We start from the raw sequence: 21845 nt of genomic DNA, 5'->3' as shown, positions 1-21845 counted from the left end.
CAAATCCCATCAATATGTCTATATGTATGTTCCTGGATGTCTACAACGCAATCATTATCCTATATTTCCCATACAAAAGCAAGGCACCGGCCGCAATTATGCGGCCGATGCCATGAGCAGAAAACAAGAAGGTCCGGTTCAATCCATGACGGAAACACGAATAAACGGGCACAGTTGATGAATCGTCCGATATTTGAATAATTGCTGTCCATCCGCGAAGAGGCCCTGCTTTTCCATTTCCACCTCGACCCGAACGGCATGAAGAGAAGTGCCGCCCAGCCGGAAAAAGTCGTCGTCGATGCCGATGCCGCCGATGCCGAGCACCCGTTCCCAGATTTGCACCATAGCCGCTTCCACCTCGTTGGCCGGAGCGCGGTAGGCGGCTCTCAGCGGCGCTCCTTCCTCGATGTTCTGCACCGGCAATTGGAGAAGCCGGACCGCATTATAATAGTGCAGCGGGAGCAGCTGATGCTGGTGCAGCTGCGGGTAGCGCCCGTCGAGAACCATGTCCCACGACGGCTGCTCGAAGCTTCCCGCGGCCACCGTGACCGTCGCGGACTCGCGCGGCGTGGCGTTGCCTGCATGCTGCGGCTCTTCCCTGACAGGAAGAGGAGCATTGCGGACACATTCGATATGATCGATAGCGTCGGGGATATCCTCGACGGCATACCGGAAGCGCACGGTCCGGTCCGTCTCTTCCATGACACTCCAGCCACCCGATTGCAAAAAGGCCAGCATTGGTTCGTTCTTCCCGGTAAGCGTGCATACCGCTTCGATAAAAGCGGCATTCCGTTCAAGACAGTACGGCTTCAATGAGCTGATCACGGCAGCTTCGATTCCTCTTCCGAGGATACGGCAGCTTATGTGGAAAGAATCCAGATGCATGATGCCGTCCTCGCATCGGGTAATGACAGCCCCGGCCAGTCCGTAGCTTCCGAATCGGTCCGCGGCTTCGATGGCCCAGCACGCCGTATCCGGCTTCGACAGGATGGCTGGCAAGCCGTCCGCCATGCTGCGGTCCGCATTCAGCGTGAATTGATTGGTCCGCTGCATAAGCTGGGCGATGCGCGGCAACTGCCCGGCCTCCGCCTCCTTGATGCTCATCACGAGCTCCAAATCATGGAGAAAGGCCTGCAGCGATGAAGCGGATGCGCGAACTTCGCCGCGCTTGCGCTCCGTTGCATACCTTTCGGTTCTTCGCTCGTCGTCTTCCGTCACGCGAATGCGATCCAGCGCCCATACATGCCGCAGGAATGCCGGCACTTGCCGTTCTTCAGGCAGCTGCAGCGCCAGGACTTCCGGGCAATTCGAGCGAACCTCCGAGCATTCCAGCGAACTGTCATCGAGGAGGATGAAGCTGTCCAGTCCCAACCGCAGCTCCTCCGCCAGCGAGCGCAGATTTTCAGATTTCGTGCTCCAGTTGATGCGCCAACCGGCAAAGTCCTCTTTTGTCAGCAGCATGTCCGGATGTTTGTCGAATACGTCCCACACGTCCCTCTCGTTGTTCTTGCTGACAAGGACAAGCAGCATGCCTTCGCGCTGCTTCTCCAGCAGACAGCGCTGCAAATCGCGGCAAGGCTCCGTAACCGTGACTCCTTCGGCTCCATCTTCGCCGCATACTCCGTTCCACAGCGTATCGTCACAGTCGACCGCAATGACCTTGAACGGATGCCCGTGCCAAGCCAACAGGCGGCGCGCCGTGAACGTCCCAATGGCCGCGTAATATTCCGGCGTGAACGGCATGTGCCCCGCTTGATCGGCGGCGGCATCATCGATGTGCTCCACGCCGAACATCCCGCCAACCTCTCTGAAGTCGATGACATGAACATGCTCCTTCTCTTCCAGCTCCCGCTTCCATCGGTTCGTCAGCTCCTCCAAATAGCTCGCCATGACCGGTGAAGCTCCAAGCGAAGCCGACACCGGAAACACGCCGGCGAACAGCGGCCTTGGGCCCTTCATTGCAGACAAAGCCTGCGCCAGATCGGAGAACGCCCGCTCCAGCTTCTTAATTTGCTTGTCCTCCGGCGAGCGATCATCCCGCAGCCAATCCTCGAACCGCACGAGGAGCAATCCCGCATCGCCCTCGGAGGAGAGCGCGCTGTCCGGATCCAAAAGCTCCTGAAACACTTGATGGTAAGGCGCAAAATGAATGTCAAGGCGCAAGCCGAATTGCTCGCCCCACCATTTGACATACGGACGGATCGGCTCCGCCGTAAAGGTGGAGGCGGCAACCACGGTAAACGCGCTTTCCGGCTCCGGTTTGCGTCTTTTGGCGGCCAGTTCGCTCTGCTCCGCCTCGGAGAGCAGCCGGATCTCCCCCAGCTTCCGCTCCGGATCGGCCAGCACATTGTCGATCAACTCGACAAAGTGCCCCATCAGCCCCGCTATCGTGTCTTCGACGAACAGGGCCGTGTTATACTGCATGACGCAGAGCAGCCCGCCGTCATCGGCAAAGCCGATATCGAGCTTAAAGTCGAGCTTGGAGATCCCCTTCGTAATGTCATAGTTCTCGAAGGTGAGTCCTTCGGCCTTCAACACCGGGTTCCCGTCAAATTCGTTATGGAAAATCATCATCGTATCGAACAGCGGATTGCGGCCGCGCGGCAATTTCGCCGACAATTTCTCCACCATCCGGTCGAACGGGAAATCTTGATTTTCGTACGCGTTCATCATCGTGTCATTCAACACGAGCAACTGGTCGAGGATGGTGCGGTTCTCCTCGAAGCTGACCCGTATCGGCAAAAAGTTGGTGAACATGCCGATCAACGGCTCCACGTCGGCATGCCGCCGGCCTGCGACCAGCGATCCGACCGTCATGTCGCGCTGGCCAGTATAATGGTGCAGCACGAGAGTGTACAGGTGGAACAAAAGCACGTTGATCGTGACGTTGCGGGACTTGGCCACAGCGTTCAACCGATCCGCCGTCGCCTTGGGCAGAGTGAGCTTGTGCGCTCTGCCGATGAACGATTGGAATTCGGGCCGCTCGAAATCGGTCGGCATATTCAGCACCGGGATGCTGTGCCGGAACTGGCTCAACCAGTACTCCTCCTGCTTCCGGATCATGTCTCCTTCCAGCAGGCGGTGCTGCCATTCCGCATAATCCTTATACTGAATCCGCAGCGGCTGGAGCTCCTTCCCCGCATACAGATCGCTGAACTCCTTAATGAATACGTTCATAGATGCGCCGTCCGACACGATATTGTGCATATCCATAAGCAGCGCATGCTTCTCCGGCCCAAGCTTGACGAAAGAGGCGCGAATCAGCGGGGCTTGGCCCAGATCGAACGGTTTGATGAACTTGCGCACGATTTTATTCATATCCTGCTCGTCTGCTTCCAGGCGTTCGACCGCAAACGAGAAGGCTTCATGGACTTGCTGCATCGGCTCTCCGCCAACCAAGTGGAACGAGGTCCGCATATTTTCATGACGGTGAATCAATTTGATGAACGTTTGCTCGAACCGATCGGCGTCAGCTTTGCCATGAACCAGCAAGGCCATCGGCATGTTGTAGGTCGTTACGTCGCCGATCTGCTGATGGATGAGGAACGTCCGTTTCTGAGCGGAAGACACCTGATAATACGGTTTCGGCTCCGCCGGCGAGATGGCGAAATATTGATTTTTCTCCATCTGTGCGATGTGCCGGGCAAGGGCGCTGATCGTCGGCATGTTGAAAATATCCGATAATGCCAGCTCCGCGTCGAGCTCTTTATGGATCTTGGCGATAAGGCTGGTCGCCTTCAACGAGTGGCCGCCCAATTCAAAGAAATCATCATGAATCCCGATCTCCCCGATACCGAACAGATCCCGCCAAATGCCGGCCAGCGTCTCTTCCAGCGAATTCCGGGGCGCGGCTGTTCCAGTCGCTGTCTCCCGCCGGGACGCTGGCGCCGCTGCGCCGGAATGCCCCGCGCCCTCCGCAGCCGAGCCGGAGTGGACGATGCGGATTCCTTCCTCATCGATCCAGAAGCGCCTGCGGTCGAACGGATAGGTGGGCAGCGGGATGCGACTTCTCTGCTCCTCCCCGTAGAAGCGCGACCAATCGATTGTCACGCCGGCGTTCCACAGCCGTCCGACTTGAAGGAGGAGATGCGCCACATCCGACGCACTCTGCTGCGGATGCCGCATCAAGTTCACCAGGACGCGCTCCCCCGTTGACTCCGCGTACCGCCGTGCAAAGGCGGTCAGCGCATTGCCTCCGCCAATCTCCGCGAACGCGGCATCGATCTCGGCGAACAGTGTCGCGAGTCCGTCGGCGAACCGTACCGTGCCGCGCAGATGCCGTGCCCAGTAGGCCGGGCTCACTGCTTCCTCATCCCGAACCCAGGTCCCCGTCACGTTCGAAATGAACGGGATGCGCGGCGGATGCAGCGTCAGCTTGCCCACCTCCTGCTCATATCGCTCCAGGATGGGGTCCATCATGGCGGAATGGAACGCATGGGACGTATGCAGCCATCGGCAGGCATGCCCCTTCTCCTCCAGCAGGGCAGCCAAGGCCTCGACCGCTTCCTGCGTTCCGGACACGACGCACATGGAAGGAGCGTTCACCGCGGCCAGGGACAACCCGCCGGACAGCAGCGGCAGCAGCTCTTGCTCGCTCAGCGGCACGCTCAGCATGACACCGCCTGGCAGACTCTGCATCATTTGTCCGCGCAGCGTGACAAGCCGGATGGCGTCCTCGAGTGGAAAGACGCCGGCGAGGCATGCGGCGGCATATTCGCCAATGCTGTGCCCGATCATCGCCTGCGGACGCACTCCCCAGTCCATCATCAGCTTGGCCAGTGCGTACTCGACTGTAAAGATGACGGGCTGCGCAATGTCTGTCCGGTTGATTAGACCGGAAGCCTCCGCATCAGCCTCTTCGCCAGACGGGTACAGAACCTGCTTCACCTGCTTGCCGATTGCATCCGGCATCAGTTCGAAGCAGCGATCCGCCTCGGCCCGGAACACCGGCTCCCGCTCGTACAGCTCCCGGCCCATGCCGGCGTATTGCGAGCCCTGGCCGGAGAACATGAAGACGACAGGCTTGTCATCCGCCTCGGCCATCCCGCTCTGGACATCGGCACCGTCCGGCTGTTCCAGGCTGGCGGCCGCTTCCTCTGCGCTGGCACAGACGAGTGTGCGGCGATGGGGGAACGCCGCCCGCCCCACGTGCAGCGTATAGGCCATATCGGCCAGGCATACGTCCGGATGCTCTTGCATATGCCGCGCCATTCGCTCGGTCAGCCGTTCAAGCGAGGCTTCCGTCTTGGCGGACAAGGCGATGAGCTGCACCGTTCTGCCCGGGGAGGAAGCGGCCGCGAGCGGCGCCTCCTCCAGCACGACATGCGCATTTGTTCCGCCTATGCCGAAGGAGCTGACTCCGGCACGCAGCGGCCCGCCGTCGCTCATCCAATCTTGCAAGCGGTCGTTGACATAGAACGGGCTGTTCTCGAAGTCGATCTTCGGGTTCGGACGTTCATAGTGAAGCGTCGGCGGCAACTGTTTGTTCGCCAAGGCGAGCACGCTCTTAATGAAGCCGGCCACTCCCGCGGCATTGTTCAAATGTCCGATGTTGGATTTGGCTGAGCCGATGCCGCAGTAGCGTTTCTTTTCTGTCTGAAATGCGGTTTTCAACGCTTCGATCTCGATCGGATCGCCCAGCGTCGTCCCCGTTCCGTGCGCTTCAATGTAGCTGATGCTTTCCGGCTCCACTTCCGCCACATGATGAGCGGCCCTGATGACGGACACTTGTCCCTGCGTGCTCGGCGCGGTATATCCCACTTTCCGGTTCCCGTCATTATTGATCGCCGAGCCTTTAATGACGGCGAAGATATGGTCGCCGTCCGCGAGCGCATCCTCCAGCGGCTTCAGAAGGACGATGCCCGCGCCGTCTCCAAAGACCGTGCCGGCCGCCTGTTCGTCGAAGGCGCGGCAATGCCCGTCAGGCGAATTGATCATGCCTTCTTGATAGAAATAGCCGTTTTTCTGCGGCAGTTGAATCGACACCCCGCCGGCAAGCGCCATGCTGCACTCGCCGCTGAGCAAGCCTTGGCAAGCCAGATGCACGGCCACGAGCGATGTGGAGCAAGCGGTCTGCACCGTGAAGCTCGGCCCCTTCAAATTCAATTTGTACGATACAAGGGTCGCCATATAATCGCGAAGATTCAGCATCGCCGTCTCCAGCGTCGCGGATTCCTCCGCCGTCCCCAGCCCTTTGAACGCCCGCATGAACCAATGGGAATTGAAGGCTGCGCCGGTATAGAGCCCGATGGACCCGCGGTACGTCTTCGGATCGTAGCCCGCCTGTTCGAGCGCTTCCCAGGAGCATTCGTGCAGAAGGCGGAATTGCGGATCCATCACCTCCGCTTCGCGCGGGGTGTAATCGAAAAACTCGGGATCGAAGTACTCGATGTCATCCAGCATCCCTTTGGCCTTCACAAAATTCGGATGGCGCAGCGTGTCCGGATCGATGCCGGCCTCCAGCAGTTCCTCTTCGCTGAAAAAGGAAATGCTCTCCCTGGCGTTGCAGAGGTTGTCCCAATATTCCCGCAAGTTTTTGGCTCCCGGGAACCTTCCCGACATGCCGATGACGGCGATTTCGGATCCGGTGTACTCTCTTCCGCTCGATACGCTCATTGCAAGACCTCTCCTTTGCGTCTTTTTTCTTTTTGCTGCTGCTGCCGTTTCTTTCCTTTGGCCACCGAACCGATCAACTGCTGCTCCAGCTCCGCTTCCTCCGCCTCGTCCTGTCCGTTCCGGGTCAGGCGCTGCGCGAGCGCATGTATGCTGGGATAGGTGAACAAATCGACGACGGCGATGCTTTCGCCCAACGATTCATTTAATTTTCCGGTCAATTGGATCATGTCGAGGGAGCTCGCCCCCAGGTCAAAAAAGTTATCATGGATGCCTACTTCGTCCATACGGAAAAACCGAGTCCACACGTCGGCGATCGCCTTCTCTATCCGGTTGCGCGGCGCGACATACGGATTGGTCAGATTCGGCCGGCCGAGCGAGGCGCCGCTTCCCGCCGGTTCTTCCTGCTTCTTGCCTGCGTGCCGAATCCATTGATCGATGCGCATGTCCAGATCTCCGGTGGAAACGATAACCTGGCTGCTGCCGCAAGGGTTGTAGACGTACCGGAACAGATCCGGCGCTTCGGCAGGCAATATCGCCAGTTCGACGAGCGATTCCCCAATGGTGGAGCTGTGCTGCTCCCAGAACTCCCATGCATCCCAATTGACGCACAGCCACCTCGTCCCCCCTGCCCGATTCTGTCTGCGGGCGAAGGCGTCCATGTACAGATTCGCGGCCGAATAGGCGCTGAAGCCAAGCCCGCCGAGCACACTTGCGATGGAGGAGAACAGAATGCACACATCCGCTTCTCTCCCGGCCAGCAGCTTCGACAGTGTCTGCAGCCCTTGGACTTTGGCCCGGAACTGCTCGTCCGACTGGCCTCCGCCGATATTTTCGATCGCGCGGAACGATTCTGCGCCGGGAAGCCCGGCTGCCTGCACGACTCCGTTCACGCAGCCGTATGCGGCGTCCATATATTCGAAGACGCGGTTCATCTGCGCTTCGTCGGACAGGTCGGCCTGGATGTAAGTCACCTCGGCCCCCAACGCTTCCAACTGCTGCACCCGCTTGATTTTGCGAGAGATCGGATGCGCTTCGCCGTGTTCGGCCAGCCAATGGCCATACTCCTCCCGCGCAGGGAAAGAGGAACGCCCGGTAAGAATAAGCCGCCCCCGGAAATGCCGCGCCAAATACTCCGCCGTCAGCATGCCGATTCCACCGAGGCCGCCAGTGATCAGGTAGATGCCGCGTTCCCGGAATGGCGCTGCCGGAGGATCTGCTTGGCGCAGAGCGAGCGGCTTATACTGCTGCACCCAACGGTATAGGCCGCGGTAAGCGATCAGACGATCCGAAGCCGGAACCGACAGCTCTGCCGCGATACGCTCGGCGGTTCGCCGGTGATGTCCGCTCCCTGTCGGCGCATCGATATCGATGCTCACGCATCTCATGCCGCTGTATTCCTGTTGGATGACTATGCTTGGACCCAGCAGCGTTATTTTGCCGGGAGACAGCCGTTCCAGACCCGTTACCTCCTGCATATCGGTCGACACGACCGCGATGCGGACATCCGCAGACTCCTTTTGTTTGCGAAGCGCTTGCGCGAGGAAGATCAAGCTGTAATACCCGAGCTCTTGCTGACGTCGTTCAGACTCGGCCTCCGCTCCGGAACCGTTCCCATCCGGCAATTCCTCGTCGGCGGCCGTAACATTCCATAAATGGACGACCCGATCCGGCATAAGCTCCCGGGCGCGCAGATCCTCCAATAGCTGCGCATACTGCTCCGCCGAGCCAGGGGACAGCGTGAACGTATCGTCATCGCGCTTCGCGAATGCGGGGCCTGCCTCCACGAGGACGGCCCGATGTCCTTCCTTCCGCACGAGCGCGGCCAGTTCGTCCGCAATTCCGCAGCCGTCCGCGAAGATAAGCCATTCATGCTTCCCGTCCTCGTCCGGCTTGTCCGATCCTTCCTGCAGCACGGTCCGTTCCCACGAAGGGTAGTAGAACCAGTCGGCCATGTTCGGGTTTTTGCCCCCGCTCCGCGGCCCGGTTGGACGCCCCGCTGCCAGCGGCTGCTGCGCCTCATCCAGCCAATAGCGCTGCCGCTCCATCGGATAGGTCGGCAGCTCGACGCGCCTCCGCCGTTCATGCGCATAGAAGCCCGCCCAATCGATATCGATGCCGGCCAGCCAAAGGCGGCCGACTTTGTGAAGCAAGTAAGCAGAATCCGAATCGCCTTCCTGAGGGTGCCGCAGCAGATTGACGGCGACCCGTTCCCGCGAAGCCGCGAGATGCTTGCGTACGAACGTGCTGAGCGCATTGCCCGGGCCCGCCTCGATGAATACGGCGCGCGGATTGCTCAACAGTTCGTCCAGCCCGTCCGCGAAGCGCACGGCCGACCGCAAATGCCCGACCCAGTATTCGGGATCCGTAGCTTCTTCCGGCGTGATCCACGTGCCGGACACATTGGATATAAAAGGAATCTCCGGTTCCTTCAGCCGGATCGAGCGCACTCGGTCTGCAAATTCCGGCAAAATCGGATCCATCATATGCGAATGGAACGCATGGGAGGTATGGAGACGCCGGCATGCGCAGCCTTTGCCTTCCAGCAGCCGGGCAAATTCGTCTATCTCGTCCGACTCCCCGGCGACGACGCATAAGGACGTGCTGTTGACGGCAGCCAGCGCAAGCCGGTCCGGCAGCATGCCGCGCAATTCAGCCTCGGGCAGCGCTACGCTGAGCATCGCTCCGGCAGGCATCCCCTGCATGAGCCGGCCGCGAAGCGCGACAAGCTGCAGCGCTTCTTCCAGCGTGAACACGCCCGCGAGGCAAGCGGCGACATACTCGCCGATGCTGTGTCCCATCATCGCCTCCGGGCGAACGCCCCATCGCATCAGCAGCTTGGCAAGCGCATATTCGACCATGAACAGCAGCGGCTGCGCGATGTCCGTCCGCAGCATAAGCTCGTCCTCCCGCGTGCCGCGGCCTGCCTCGTCCGGATACAGCACGGCCTTCAAGTCTAGCGCCAGATGCGGTTGAATGAGCGCGAGGCAGCGGTCGATCTCCTCGCGGAAGTCAGGCTCGTCACGGTACAGCCCGCGGCCCATGTTGACGTATTGGGAGCCTTGCCCCGGGAACAGGAGCACGACGGAGCGGGCTTGCGTTCCCGTCTCGGCCATCGCTATCCGGTCAGGCTCGGGCGATGCCAGAATAGCGGCCGCTTCCTGCGCCGTCCCGCAGACGAACGCGGCTCTCCATTCGAAAGCCTTCCGCCCTGCTTGCAGCGTATACGCCGTATCCGACAGATTGATATCCGGGCGTTCCGTCAGGAACTTGGCCAAGCGCGTTGTCGCCTCCTTCAGAGCCGTCGCCGTTCTTGCCGACACCAGCAGCAATTTATCGGCTCGCCCTTCGCTCGATGGCTCCAAGACCGGGGCCTCCTCCAGGACGACGTGCGCATTGGTGCCCCCGATTCCGAACGAGCTGACCCCGGAGCGCAGCGGATAGCGGCCGCTCTCCCAAGGCGTCAGGGCGGTGTTGACGACAAACGGGCTGTTGGCGAAGTCAATCTTTGGATTTTCCTGTTCAAAATGCAGGGTCGGCGGAATCTGCCTCGCCTTCATCGCCAGCACCGTCTTGATGAAGCCCGCCGCTCCGGCCGCGCTGTTAAGATGCCCGACGTTGGACTTGACCGATCCGATGCGGCAAAAGCCCGTTTCTTCGGTATGGAACGCCTCCTTCAACGCCTCGATCTCGATCGGGTCCCCCATATTCGTGCCCGTTCCGTGAGCCTCGACATAAGTGATGCTCTCCGGCTCCACTCCGGCCATCAGATGGGCCGCACGGATAACCTCGGCCTGTCCCTTCGTGCTCGGGGCGGTGAAGCCCACCTTGCGCATGCCGTCATTGTTCAGGCCGAAGCCCTTGATGACGGCATGGATGATATCCCCGTCCGCGATGGCGTCGCGCAGCCGCTTCAGGATGACGACGCCGACGCCGTCTCCGAAGACGGTTCCCGCTGCCTGCTCGTCGAAGGCGCGGCAGTGCCCGTCCGGCGACAGAATCATGCCGTCTTCGTACAGATAGCCTTGCTTGTGAGGCACGCTGACGGTGGCCCCGCCTGCCAAGGCGATATCGCACGACCCCGCCAATAGCCCCTGGGCGGCCAGCGCGATGTTGACCAGCGAAGTCGAGCAGGCGGTCTGCATAGAGATGCTCGGTCCGCGGAGATTCAGCTTATAGGATAGCTGCGTGCTGAAAAATTCCCGGTCATTGAGCAGCATGGCGCTGAATCGCTCCGTACCGCCCAAGCCCCCGGCGAAGCGGGAGACCCATTCTAAGTTCGGGGTCGCGCCCGCATAGACGCCGATAAGTCCCGGATAGGCGTCCGGGTTGTACCCGGCCGATTCCAGCGCTTCCCACGCGCATTCGTGGAACAGCCGCAGCTGCGGGTCCATCAGCTCGGCTTCCCGCGGCGAGTAACCGAAAAAGGCGGCATCGAATTGGTCGATTCCATTCAGGATGCCCTTAGCTTTCACATAAGACGGGTGGGAGACGAGCGCCGGATCGACGCCCTCCTGCAGCAGCTCCTCGCCGGTGAAGAACGTAATCGACTCGACCCCGTCGCGCAGATTGCGCCAGAACTCATCGAGATTATCCGCGCCCGGGAAGCGGGCGGCCATGCCGATGACGGCAATGTCGAGCCCGCTCTCCCCGGAGGCGGAGGATCCGCTCTCCCGCCGTTCGCCCTGCTCCACCGGCATTCGTTCCTGAAGCGAAGCCGACCTCATCCGCTCGGTCCGCGCCAGTCCCTCTTCTATAGCGCGGCGGCGCTCTTCATTCTGCGCCTCCGCCTCCTCTGTCGGCGTGTGCAGCCCATCATCCCGCAGGAACGCCGCCAGCGTGCGGACGGTCGGATACGAATACAGCGCGACCACGGGAATGTCCTTGCCGAGCGTCCCTGCCAGCTTGTCGGCCAACTGGGAAATATCGAGCGAGCTCGCTCCGATATCAAAAAAGTTATCGTTCATGCCGAGGTCCGAAAAGCCGAAATGGCGCTGCACCGTATCCGCTATCATGTGCTCGATGGACGATGCCGACACCGGGCGGGCCGTTGCGCCGCCCCGCGCGGCAGCTTCGCGCCCGCTTCCCGCTCCCGGCAGCGCTCCTTCCCGTATGGAGTCTTCCGGAATGACTCCTTCCCGCACAGCGGCTGCCCGCCGCAGGCCGCCCGCGGCCAGTCTCATCCCGTCCACGGAATAGCGCCGGCGTTCGAACGGATAGGTCGGCAAGGCTATCCGGCGGCGCCGTTCCGAAGCATAGTACTCCGTCCAATCGATCCGCACGCCCGCAATCCACAATTTGCCTATCTTCTCCAGCAAGTAGGCATCATCCGCGGCTTGCTCCTGCGGATGACGGATAAGATGATGCGCCTCATGCCCCCCGCCCGCTTTGGCCTGTGCCTGCATTTTGCGGACGAAGCTGCTGAGCGCATTGCCGGGTCCGACTTCGACAAATACGGCCTGCTTCTCCTGGAGCAGCTTCGCCGCTCCGTCGGCGAACCGGACCGTCCCCCGCGCGTGCCGGGTCCAGTAACCCGGATCGGCGGCGTCCTCCGCCGTCATCCAGCTTCCCGTCACATTGGATATGTACGGGATGGTTGGCGCGGACAGCGCGATCTGCTTCACCTTGTCCGCATACGGCGCCAATATCGGCTCCATCATCGCCGAATGGAACGCATGCGAAGTATGAAGCTTCCGGTGCGCCACTTGCCTCTCGGACAGCGCCGCCGCGAACGAAGCGATCGCCGCGGGCGGACCCGATACGACGCATTGCTCCGGCCCGTTAACAGCCGCCAGCGCCAATTCCGGCGGAAGGAGCGCGCTCAAGCTCTCCTCGGAGAGCGAGACGCTCAGCATCTCGCCGGCCGGCAGGCTCTGCATCAGCTTCCCGCGCAGCGTGACCAACTCCAGCGCATCCTGAAGCGATAGCACCCCGGACAGGCACGCCGCCGTATATTCGCCGATGCTGTGGCCCATCATCGCGTGCGGCTGGATACCCCACGACATCAGCAGCTTGGCCAGCGCATATTCGAAAGCGAACAAGGCCGGCTGCGCCGCTTCCGTCCGGTTGATGCGATCCGCCGCAGACAGGCTTGCCGCACGGCCTTCCTCCAAATACAGCAGTTCCCTTGGATCGGGACCGCCCGCCGCGGCGATGATCTCGCAGCAGCGGTCCATTTCCGCGCGGAACAGCGGCTCCTTCCGGTACAAATCCAGCCCCATGTTCACATACTGCGAGCCTTGCCCGGGAAAGAGGAAGATGACGCGGGCCTGATCGAGCTCCGATTCGCCCGTATGTACTTTGCCGTTCGCGGGATCGTCCAGACATGCGATCGCTTCCCGGACATCGGAGCAGACCAGCGCGCGGCGGAACCGGAACCGTTTGCGCCCCGTGTGCAGCGTGTACGCCGCATCCGCCAATGATGTCTCAGGGTGGTCGCGCAGGAACTCGCCCAGGTTGCGGGTCGCGCGTTCCAAGCCGTCCTCCGTCTCGGCAGAGAGCACGAGCAGCTTCATGTCCCGTCCCTCGGATCCCGCAGCTGCTGGCGGCGCTTCCTCCAAGATGATGTGCGCATTCGTGCCCCCGATGCCGAAGGAGCTTACTCCGGCCCGCAGCGGACCGCCCGCTCTGTTCCAGCGGGTCAGCTTTGTGTTGACGGTGAAGGGCGAACGGGCAAAGTCGATTTTCGGATTCGGATTCTTAACGTGAAGGCTCGGCGGGATCTGCTTGTGCTTGAGCGCCAGCACGGCTTTGATGAAGCCGGCGACCCCAGCGGCGGCATCGAGATGACCGATATTGGATTTGAGCGATCCGATTTGGCAAAAGCCGGTTTTCTCCGTGGCGAAGGCAAGCTGCAGCGCCTCCACCTCGATCGGATCGCCGAGTGCCGTCCCCGTGCCGTGCGCCTCGATATAGCCGATGCTCTCCGGATGCACCTCGGCCATATGATGGGCGGCCCGGATTACCTCGACTTGGCCGTTCGTGCTTGGCGCCGTGTAGCCGACCTTCCGGCTGCCGTCATTGTTGATCGCCGAGCCTTTGATGATGGCATGGATCGTGTCGCCGTCGGCCAGGGCGTCAGCCAGCCGCTTCAGCACGACGATCCCGATGCCGTCTCCGAACAAGGTGCCGTTGGCTCCTTCGTCAAAGGGCCGGCAATGACCGTCCGGCGACTGGATCATGCCTTCCTGATACAGATATCCGGTGATGCGCGGCAAATTGATCGACACGCCTCCGGCCAGAGCAAGATCGCATTCGCCCCCCAGCAATCCCTGACATGCGAGGTGAATCGACACGAGCGAGGTGGAGCAGGCCGTCTGCACGCTCACGCTCGGGCCTTTCAAATTCAACTTATAGGAAATCCGTGTCGTGAACGACGGATTGTTCAATTGCAAGATTTGAAAATGATCGCTGGCATGGGGTGCGCTCATAATCTGGTTGGCGACCCAATAGGTATTGGGCGAGGCCCCCGCATAGACGCCGATTAATTTTCCGTCCGTGTCGGGCGTGTGCCCCGCGTCCTCCAGCGCCTCCCACGAGCATTCATGGAAGAGCCGGAACTGTGGATCAACCAGCTCCGCTTCCCGCGGCGTATAGTTAAAAAACGGCGCATCGAATGATTCCACGTCTTCCAGCATCGCCTTTGCCTTTACGTACTGGGGATGTTCGAGCAGCTCGGGCCCGATCCCCGCATCTCTTAGCTCTTCATCCGTAAAGAAAGTGACCGATTCCACGCCGTCGCGCAAGTTGGCCCAAAATTCGGCCAGGTTCTTGGCTCCGGGGAATCGTCCCGCCATGCCGATCACGGCAATTTCCAGGCCGGTTCCTTCGTAATTTCCGTTCGCAGCACTCATCTTACCGCCCCTTTCACGTTCTCTCCCGCTTTTGAAGCCGCTGCTTCAACCGATTTTTTCCGTCATCTATCCGTTCGGAGCGATCCGCCGTTGCATCCGGCGGCACGGTCTCCTTGTGCGCCGCCCGCCGCAGCGATTCTGCCAGCGAATGAATCGTCGGATGGCTGAACATATCAACGACCGCCACTTCCCGCCCCAGCGCGCGCTGCAGCTTCGTATTCATTTGAATGATATCGAGGGATGTAGCGCCGAGCTCAAAAAAGTTGTCGTGCAGACCGACTTGATCGATGCCAAGATAATCCCGCCACAGATCCGCCATCGTCTGTTCCAGCTCGTCCTCCGGCGGAGCATGCGCCGTGCTGACATCGGGACGGGCCGCTTGCGGGCCGGTTCCGTCCCGTTCCTTGTCCATCAAGGAGCGCAATGACGATGTGCGCGCGGTGTGCACCCGCAGCGGCAAATCCGTCGTCGATACCAGTACTTGCGGCCGGCGGCTTGCCAACGCTTGCCGGAAGACCGCCACTCCTTCTTCCGGCAGCAGCCGCGTCAGCTTGTCCGGCCCCTGGGCCCGCACGCCCGCATGCGCCGTAAGCGCCGCGATCTCTTGCTCGGCTGCCGCGGCCATGCCGACGGTCTGCCATCCGTCCCAAGCAATGGCGACGACATGCGTGTCGCCCTGCGCCCGCTTGCTGCAAGCGTAAGCGTCGAGATACGCATTGGCCGCGCAATAGCCCGCTTGGCCGACGCCGCCCAACGCAGTGGTCAGAGAAGAGCACAACACAAGGAAATCAAGCCGCATGCCGGCCAGCACCCGGCCGAGCACCCGCGTGCCGTTCACCTTGGCCGCCAGCGCGCGCTCATCCATCTCCCGCGTGCGCCGTTGAATCAGCGCCCCGTCGGATACCCCCGCCGCGTGGATCACGCCATGAATCGCGCCGAAGCGGGCCACGGCCTCGGCTGCAACCTGCTCCATCCGCGCCTCGTCGCACACATCCGCCTGGCAGATAAGCACCTCGGATCCGTAACCTTCGAATTCATCTATTTTTTTGCGCTTATCCGCCGCCTCTTCGCCTTCCAGTCCCGAGCGGCCCACCAGAATCAGCTTCGCCTGCACCGTCTTGGCCAAATGCTCCGCCAACGTCAAGCCAATGCCGCCAAGCCCTCCCGTTATCAAGTACACCCCGTGCTTCCGCAGGCCGGTGTCGGCTGCGGGCGCCGGCAGCCTAGCATATTTTTGCACCCAGCGATAGGCCCCGCGGTAAGCGACGAATAGGTCCTCGGAAGGGGCGGCTATCTCCGCCTGCAAGCGTTCGGCCAGAGCTTGCTGCCGCTCCGGATCGCTCTGCCTGAGCGAATCCGTAATATCGATGCTGCGGCAGCGCACGTTCCCGTACTCCTGCGGAATAACCAGGCAAGCGCCAATCGCCGCCGCTTGCTCCGGCTGCAGCCGCTCGTCGCCTGTCACCTCCTGCATATTGGAGGTCACGATCGCAAGGTGCAGGTCCTGGTCAAGTCCGCAAGATCCGATGGCCCGCGCCAGTGCGAGAAGGCTGTAATAGCCTCTGTCCAACACCCTCTCTCCGGCGGAAGGGATTCGCGTATCCGCTTTCCCGAATTCCGCAGATTCCCTGGTTTCCGCGACTTCTATGGTTCCCGCAACTTCCCCGGTTTCCGCGGCCAGCCACGCGTGAACGATTCGGTCAGGCTGCGCCCCGGCTTCCGTCAGCGTCCGCAGCAGCCGCTCATAATGCTCCGGTTTCCCTGGATCAATCCGGTATGCCCTGTCGTTCAATTGCGAGAATGAATCAGAAGGATGCACGGCGACGACATCGCGGCCAGCCTCCCGCATGCAGGCTACCAGCCGCGGGATCACCCCGTCCTCTGGCGAGAAGACGACCCAGAGGCTTCCAGAACGCTCAGAGCCCGTCTCCTCCTGCAAAAAGGAGCGTTCCCATACCGGGGCGTACAGCCACTCGCCGACCGTGTTCTTTTTGGGGAACCCGGCGCTGTCTTGCGGGCGCGATTCTGATGCCGGCTTGCGCGCCAGCCCCTGCTTCAGTACATCGATCTCGAACGGCGGATCGATCCAATAACGGCGGCGTTCGAACGGATAGGCCGGCAATGCCGTCCGCTTGCGGCGCTCGCCCGCATGGAACGCTTTCCAATCCGGCCGGGCTCCTTCCAGCCACAGCCGTCCCAACTGCTGCAGCAAGTAGTCGTCGTCGCGGGCTTGCTCCTTCGGATGCCGGACGAGATTGACGGCCGCGTGGCGCGCGGTCTTGTCGGGATGCCGGCGCACAAATGCGCTTAACGCATTGCCCGGCCCTACTTCCACGAACACGGCCTTGCCGTCCCGCAGCAGTTCGCGGAGACCGTCCGCAAAACGGACGGTACCCCGCAAATGCCGGACCCAATACTCAGGCTCGACGGCTTCCTCCGCCGTGATCCAGGTTCCGCTTACATTTGAAATAAAAGGAATGGCCGGCGCACGGAGCGTCATTCCGCTGACCTTCCGGCGGAACGGCTCCATGATCGGCTCCATCATCGCCGAATGAAAAGCATGGGAGGTATGCAGCCTCGAGCAGGCATGACCCGCTTCGGCAAGCTGCCGTTCCAGCCTGTCGATGCCGTCATGCGTTCCCGATGCGACGCACAGCGACGCCCCGTTCACTGCCGCGACCGAGACGCCCTCAGCGAGAAGCGGCTTCAGCTCTTGCTCCGGCAGCGGCACGCTGAGCATCGCTCCCGGCGGCATGCCGTGCATCAATCTCCCCCGCAGCGTAATCAGCTCCAGCGCTTCTTCCAGCGTCATCACTCCCGCCAGGCACGCGGCCGCGTATTCGCCTGCGCTATGGCCGATCAACGCGCTCGGCTTCAAGCCCCATTTCATCAGCAGCTGCGCCAACGCATAGGAGAATATGAATATGACCGGCTGGGTCACGTCGGTCTGCTTCAGGCGCTCAGCGCAATCGGCGGCCGCGTCATTCCCGGCCGGATATAGCAATTCCTTCAGATTCACGTCCAGCAGCGGACGAACGATGTCGCAGCATCTGTCCACCGCCTCGCGGAAGTCCGGCTCCCGGTGATAGAGGTCCAGCCCCATGTTGACATACTGCGCGCCTTGACCGGGAAACATGAACACCAGCCGGGCCTGGCCGTTGTCGCAGCTCCGGCTGTGAACCCGCTCGGGGGGCAAGGTCTCCAGCAATTCCCGCGCTTCCTCCGCAGAGGAGCAGACGAACATGCGCCGATGCCGGAACGCCCGGCGGCCGATCTGCAGCGTGTAGGCCACATCGGACAGCGGGATGCTTGGATGCTCCCGCATATACGCGCACAGGCGGGCCGTGGCTTGCTCCAGTCCGGATTCCGTCTTGGCGGACAACAGCACGAGCTTCGCCGCTCTCCCCTCGTCTCCGTCCGGCTGCGGCGGGGCTTCCTCAAGCACGACATGAATATTGGTTCCGCCGATGCCGAATGAGCTGACGCCGGCCCGCAGCGGATAGTGCTCATTCGTCCATGGGATCAGCTCCGTATTGACGACGAACGGGCTGTTCGCAAAATCGATTTTGGGATTGGGCGCATCGAAATGCAGGCTCGGCGGTAACTGCTTGTGATGCAGGGACAGCACGGTCTTGATGAACGCTGCGACACCGGCGGCGCTATTCAGATGGCCGATGTTCGTCTTGACGGACCCAATGCGGCAAAACCCTGTGTTCTTCGTCTGAAAAGCCAGCTTCAACGCCTCGATCTCGACCGGATCGCCGAGCGCGGTGCCTGTGCCGTGAGCTTCGACATAGCTGATGCTCTCCGGCGCAATCCGGCCCATGCGCTGCGCCGCCCGAATGACCTCCGCCTGGCCCTCGATGCTGGGAGCGGAGAATCCCACCTTGCGCGTGCCGTCATTGTTGGACGCCGAGCCCTTGATGACCGCGTAGATGCAGTCGCCGTCAGCCAGGGCCTGCTTCAACGGCTTAAGCACGACGATTCCCGCGCCTTCTCCGCCGACAGTCCCCTTTGCCTTCGCGTCAAAAGCCCGGCAATGCCCGTCCGGCGAGCTGACCATCCCTTCTTCATAGAGATAGCCTTCCGTACGGGGAACCGTCACGGTCACTCCTCCGGCCAACGCCATTCTGCACTCGCCCGTCAGCAGCGCCCGGCAGGCCATATGGATCGCCAGCAGCGAAGTGGAGCAGGCGGAGTCGACGTTCACGCTCGGACCTTTCAAATTCAGCTTGTGAGAAATTCGCGTGCTCAAAAAGTCTTTGTCCGATAAAGCCAGCGCCGCGAATTGCTCGGCCGTGCTCTCGCTCCGCGACAGCATGGCCACCAGCTGCCAGTAAATGCTGGCCGAAGCGCCCGCGAACAGCCCGATGGCGCCATTCGTCTGCTCGGAATCGTAGCCTGCATGCTCCAGCGCCTCCCAAGCGCATTCATGGAAAATGCGAAGCTGCGGATCGATGACCTCCGCCTCGCGCGGCGAATAGTCGAAAAAATCGGAATCGAACCATTCCGCATCAGGCACAACCGCCTTCGCTTTCACATATCGCGGGTTGCGGATCAGCTCGGAATCAACCCCGGCCGCCTCAAGCTCTTCATCGGAAAAGAAGTGGACCGACTCTTTTCCGCTTTTCAAATTATCCCAGTATTCCTCTATATTCCGCGCTCCGGGAAATCGTCCGGCCATTCCGATAACGGCAATTTCGAGTCCGGTCGCCGCTTGGGTGTGTTGGCTCTTAGTCATCGTGCGCCCCCTCCAATATGAGCAGCGTCTGCTCCATCGCTGCGAATCCCGCATCTATTTCTTCATTGTCCGCCATGTCTTGCGGCCTGTGCGCTTCGCCGCTGTCCAGCCGCTGCAGATAACCGCCGAGCGCCGCAATGGTCGTGTACTGGAACATCACGGGCACAGGGATGTCCCGGCCGAACGCTTCTGTCAGCTTGTTGACCACCTGCACGAGCTGGAACGAGTTCCCGCCCAGATCGAAAAAGGTATCCTGCGCCCCGACTTTGTCCTCGCGAATGGACAAGACTTCAGCCCAGATTCGGACCAGCGTATTCTCGATGTCGCCCTGCGGCGCGACATATTCCTTGCCGGTATGAACGAACTCCTTCGGATTGGGCAGAGCCTTGGTGTCCAATTTCCCGTTCGCCGTCACGGGCAGCCGTTCCAGGCGGACAAAATAGGATGGAATCATATAAGCCGGCAGCTGCGGAGCCAAATAGTCCCGCAGCTCGGCCGCGGACAAGCCGGCCGGGCCGGTATAGTACGCGCAGAGCATGTTTTGGCCGTTCTCGTCCTCCCGGACCTGGATCACCGCCTCGCGGACTTCCTCATGCGCGCGCAGCAGCATTTCGATTTCCCCGGGTTCGATGCGATACCCCCGCACCTTCACCTGATCATCCTGACGGCCGCAGTACTCCAGCATGCCGTCGGGGAGCCAGCGCCCCAGATCGCCCGTCCGGTACAGACGCTCCCCCGGTACCAGCGGATGGGGCACGAACCTTTCCGCCGTCAGTTCCGGCCGGCCGAGATAGCCGCGGGCCAAGCCTGCACCAGAGACGCAGATTTCGCCCGGCACGCCAGGCGGAAGCAGCTGAAGGTCGCGATCAAGCACGTACACTCTCGTATTGTCGATCGGCCGTCCGATCGGAATGCCGCCCTCTTCCGTCCTGATTTCGGCAAATGTGGTCACCACCGTATTCTCAGTCGGCCCGTAATTATTGAAGAGCCGGAAGCTCCCTGGCGCGTATCGCTTCAAGCGGTCTCCGCCTGTTAACAATATCCGCAGCGTCTCCGCTGTCCGATCAGGCAGTTCCATGAACTGCTCGCACATCATGGTCGGCAGAAAGGCGATCGTAATGCCCTGTTCCGCAAAAAAATCGTTCAGCTTGCGCGCATCCAGCCGGATGTCCGCAGGCACGATATGAATGGCCGCTCCCGCCAGCAGGTACGGGAACACCTCCCATACCGAAGCGTCGAAGCCGAATCCGGCGTATTTGATGCTGCGGTCGGATGGCGTCACGCCGAAGGCCCGCTTATGCCAGAACGCCAGATTGACGAGCGACCGATGCTCGATCAGGACGCCCTTCGGCTGTCCGGTAGAGCCTGACGTGTAGATGACGTAAGCCAGCGCCTCAGGATCGTCAGCCTCCGCCCCGTTCTTCGTCCCCCCGGCGAACAGCCCCGCCTCATCGAGGCACAGCGCTTCGCGGCCAGCCGTTCTTCCGGCCACAGGCCGCTGCGTCAGCACCACGCGCGCGCCGCTATCCTCCAGCATGAAGGCGATGCGCTCGTCAGGGTAATCCGGATCTATCGGCAAAAAAGCGCCTCCGGCCTTCAATGCCGCCAGCATGCCGACCAGCATGTCGGCGGAAGGGGCGAGCAGCAAGCCGACGATCTCGCCCGCCTCCATTCCGGCCGCCCGCAGCCTCCAGGCCAATTGGTTGGCCTTTGCGTTCAGTTCGCCATACGTCAGCTGTCCTTCCCGGCTGACGACAGCCGGCGCGTCCGGCGTGCGCGCCGCCTGTTCCTCGAACAAGCGGTGCACGGTCTGTTCCCGCGGATAATCGGCCGAGCATCCGGCCAATGGGCCGAGAAGCCGCTCCTTCTCCCCGGGCAGCAGAATATGAATGCTCCGCAGCGGCTGATCGGGATTCGCCAGCGCCTCCCGCAGCAGCAGCGTGTAACGGGAAGCAAGGCTTGCCATGGTGCCGCTGCGATACAGCTGTGCATTATATTTGATTACACCGTCAATCCCGTCCTCCGTCCTGCGGAAGCAGAATAATGTCTTCCATTTCACGTCCCGGAGATACCGCTCATCGTGAATGTTGTCCAGCAGCAATGCCGTCTCGAAGAGCGGATGGGCGAGCGGATCGTCAGCCGGAAGGCCCAATTGCTGGGCCGCGAGCTCCATCGGATAGCTCTGATGCTCCACCGCTCCCACAATCGTCTCCTGCATCTGAAGCAGACATTGCCTGAACGAGAGGGAGCCATCCAGCTTCGCCCGCAGCGGAAGCACGGCATTGATGAATTCAGCTTCCTCCCGCTGTCTGTAAATCGGAGTCCCGATGACGACATCGCTCCGGTTCGCCAATCTCGCCAGCAAGGCCGCGAGCGCGGCGGATAACACCACATGCAGCTTCGAATCCGAACCGTTGCTTACTTGCAGCAAGCGAGCCGTCAGCTCCAGCGGCAGGCAAAACGGGGTTTCTTCCGCCTGCATTCCGGTTCCGCGCACATCGTCGCAAGGAAAGCCGCTCTTGTCGTATTCTCCGGATAAGGCGGTCAGCCAGTAATCGCGCTCCTTGCTTTTTTGGGAAGCGGCCACCGCCAATCTGTCCAATCCATTTGCCAACCCCATCGCCATACCTCCCTTATTT

4 protein-coding genes are annotated in these 21845 nt (G+C 61.3%); all 4 read right to left on the bottom strand.

The genetic code is table 11. The annotated features are described in order from the left end of the window. Positions 1-138: 138 nt before the first annotated feature. Genes FLT43_RS26965 through FLT43_RS26950 form a run of 4 tightly spaced genes read right to left on the bottom strand, consistent with a single transcriptional unit; the run spans position 139 to position 21826 of the window. On the bottom strand, positions 139-6615 hold the full coding sequence (locus FLT43_RS26965) for a type I polyketide synthase (protein WP_087442976.1): 6477 nt from the start codon (positions 6613-6615) through the stop codon (positions 139-141). After that, positions 6612-14465, bottom strand: coding sequence for a type I polyketide synthase (locus FLT43_RS26960; RefSeq protein ID WP_087442975.1), 7854 nt, complete (start codon positions 14463-14465; stop codon positions 6612-6614). The genes FLT43_RS26965 and FLT43_RS26960 overlap by 4 nt, the downstream gene beginning before the upstream one ends. Positions 14466-14478: 13 nt before the next feature. Continuing rightward, positions 14479-19206 carry a type I polyketide synthase gene (locus FLT43_RS26955; protein WP_087442974.1) on the bottom strand — a complete coding sequence of 1576 codons (4728 nt, stop codon included), beginning with the start codon at positions 19204-19206 and terminating at the stop codon, positions 14479-14481. After that, positions 19199-21826, bottom strand: coding sequence for a non-ribosomal peptide synthetase (locus FLT43_RS26950; protein WP_087442973.1), 2628 nt, complete (start codon positions 21824-21826; stop codon positions 19199-19201). The genes FLT43_RS26955 and FLT43_RS26950 overlap by 8 nt, the downstream gene beginning before the upstream one ends. Positions 21827-21845: the final 19 nt, after the last annotated feature.

This window comes from Paenibacillus thiaminolyticus (assembly GCF_007066085.1).
GTDB lineage: Bacteria > Bacillota > Bacilli > Paenibacillales > Paenibacillaceae > Paenibacillus_B > Paenibacillus_B thiaminolyticus.
The sequence above is the reverse complement of the archived record's forward strand: the minus strand, read 5'-3'. Positions and strand labels throughout refer to the sequence as shown.

What these genes read in the sequence shown, in the direction of transcription:
- FLT43_RS26960 (WP_087442975.1), bottom strand. Translation starts at nt 14,465, where the DNA reads ATGAGTGCTGCGAACGGAAATTACGAAGGAACCGGCCTGGAAATTGCC.
- FLT43_RS26950 (WP_087442973.1), bottom strand. Translation starts at nt 21,826, where the DNA reads ATGGGGTTGGCAAATGGATTGGACAGATTGGCGGTGGCCGCTTCCCAA.
- FLT43_RS26955 (WP_087442974.1), bottom strand. Translation starts at nt 19,206, where the DNA reads ATGACTAAGAGCCAACACACCCAAGCGGCGACCGGACTCGAAATTGCC.
- FLT43_RS26965 (WP_087442976.1), bottom strand. Translation starts at nt 6,615, where the DNA reads ATGAGCGTATCGAGCGGAAGAGAGTACACCGGATCCGAAATCGCCGTC.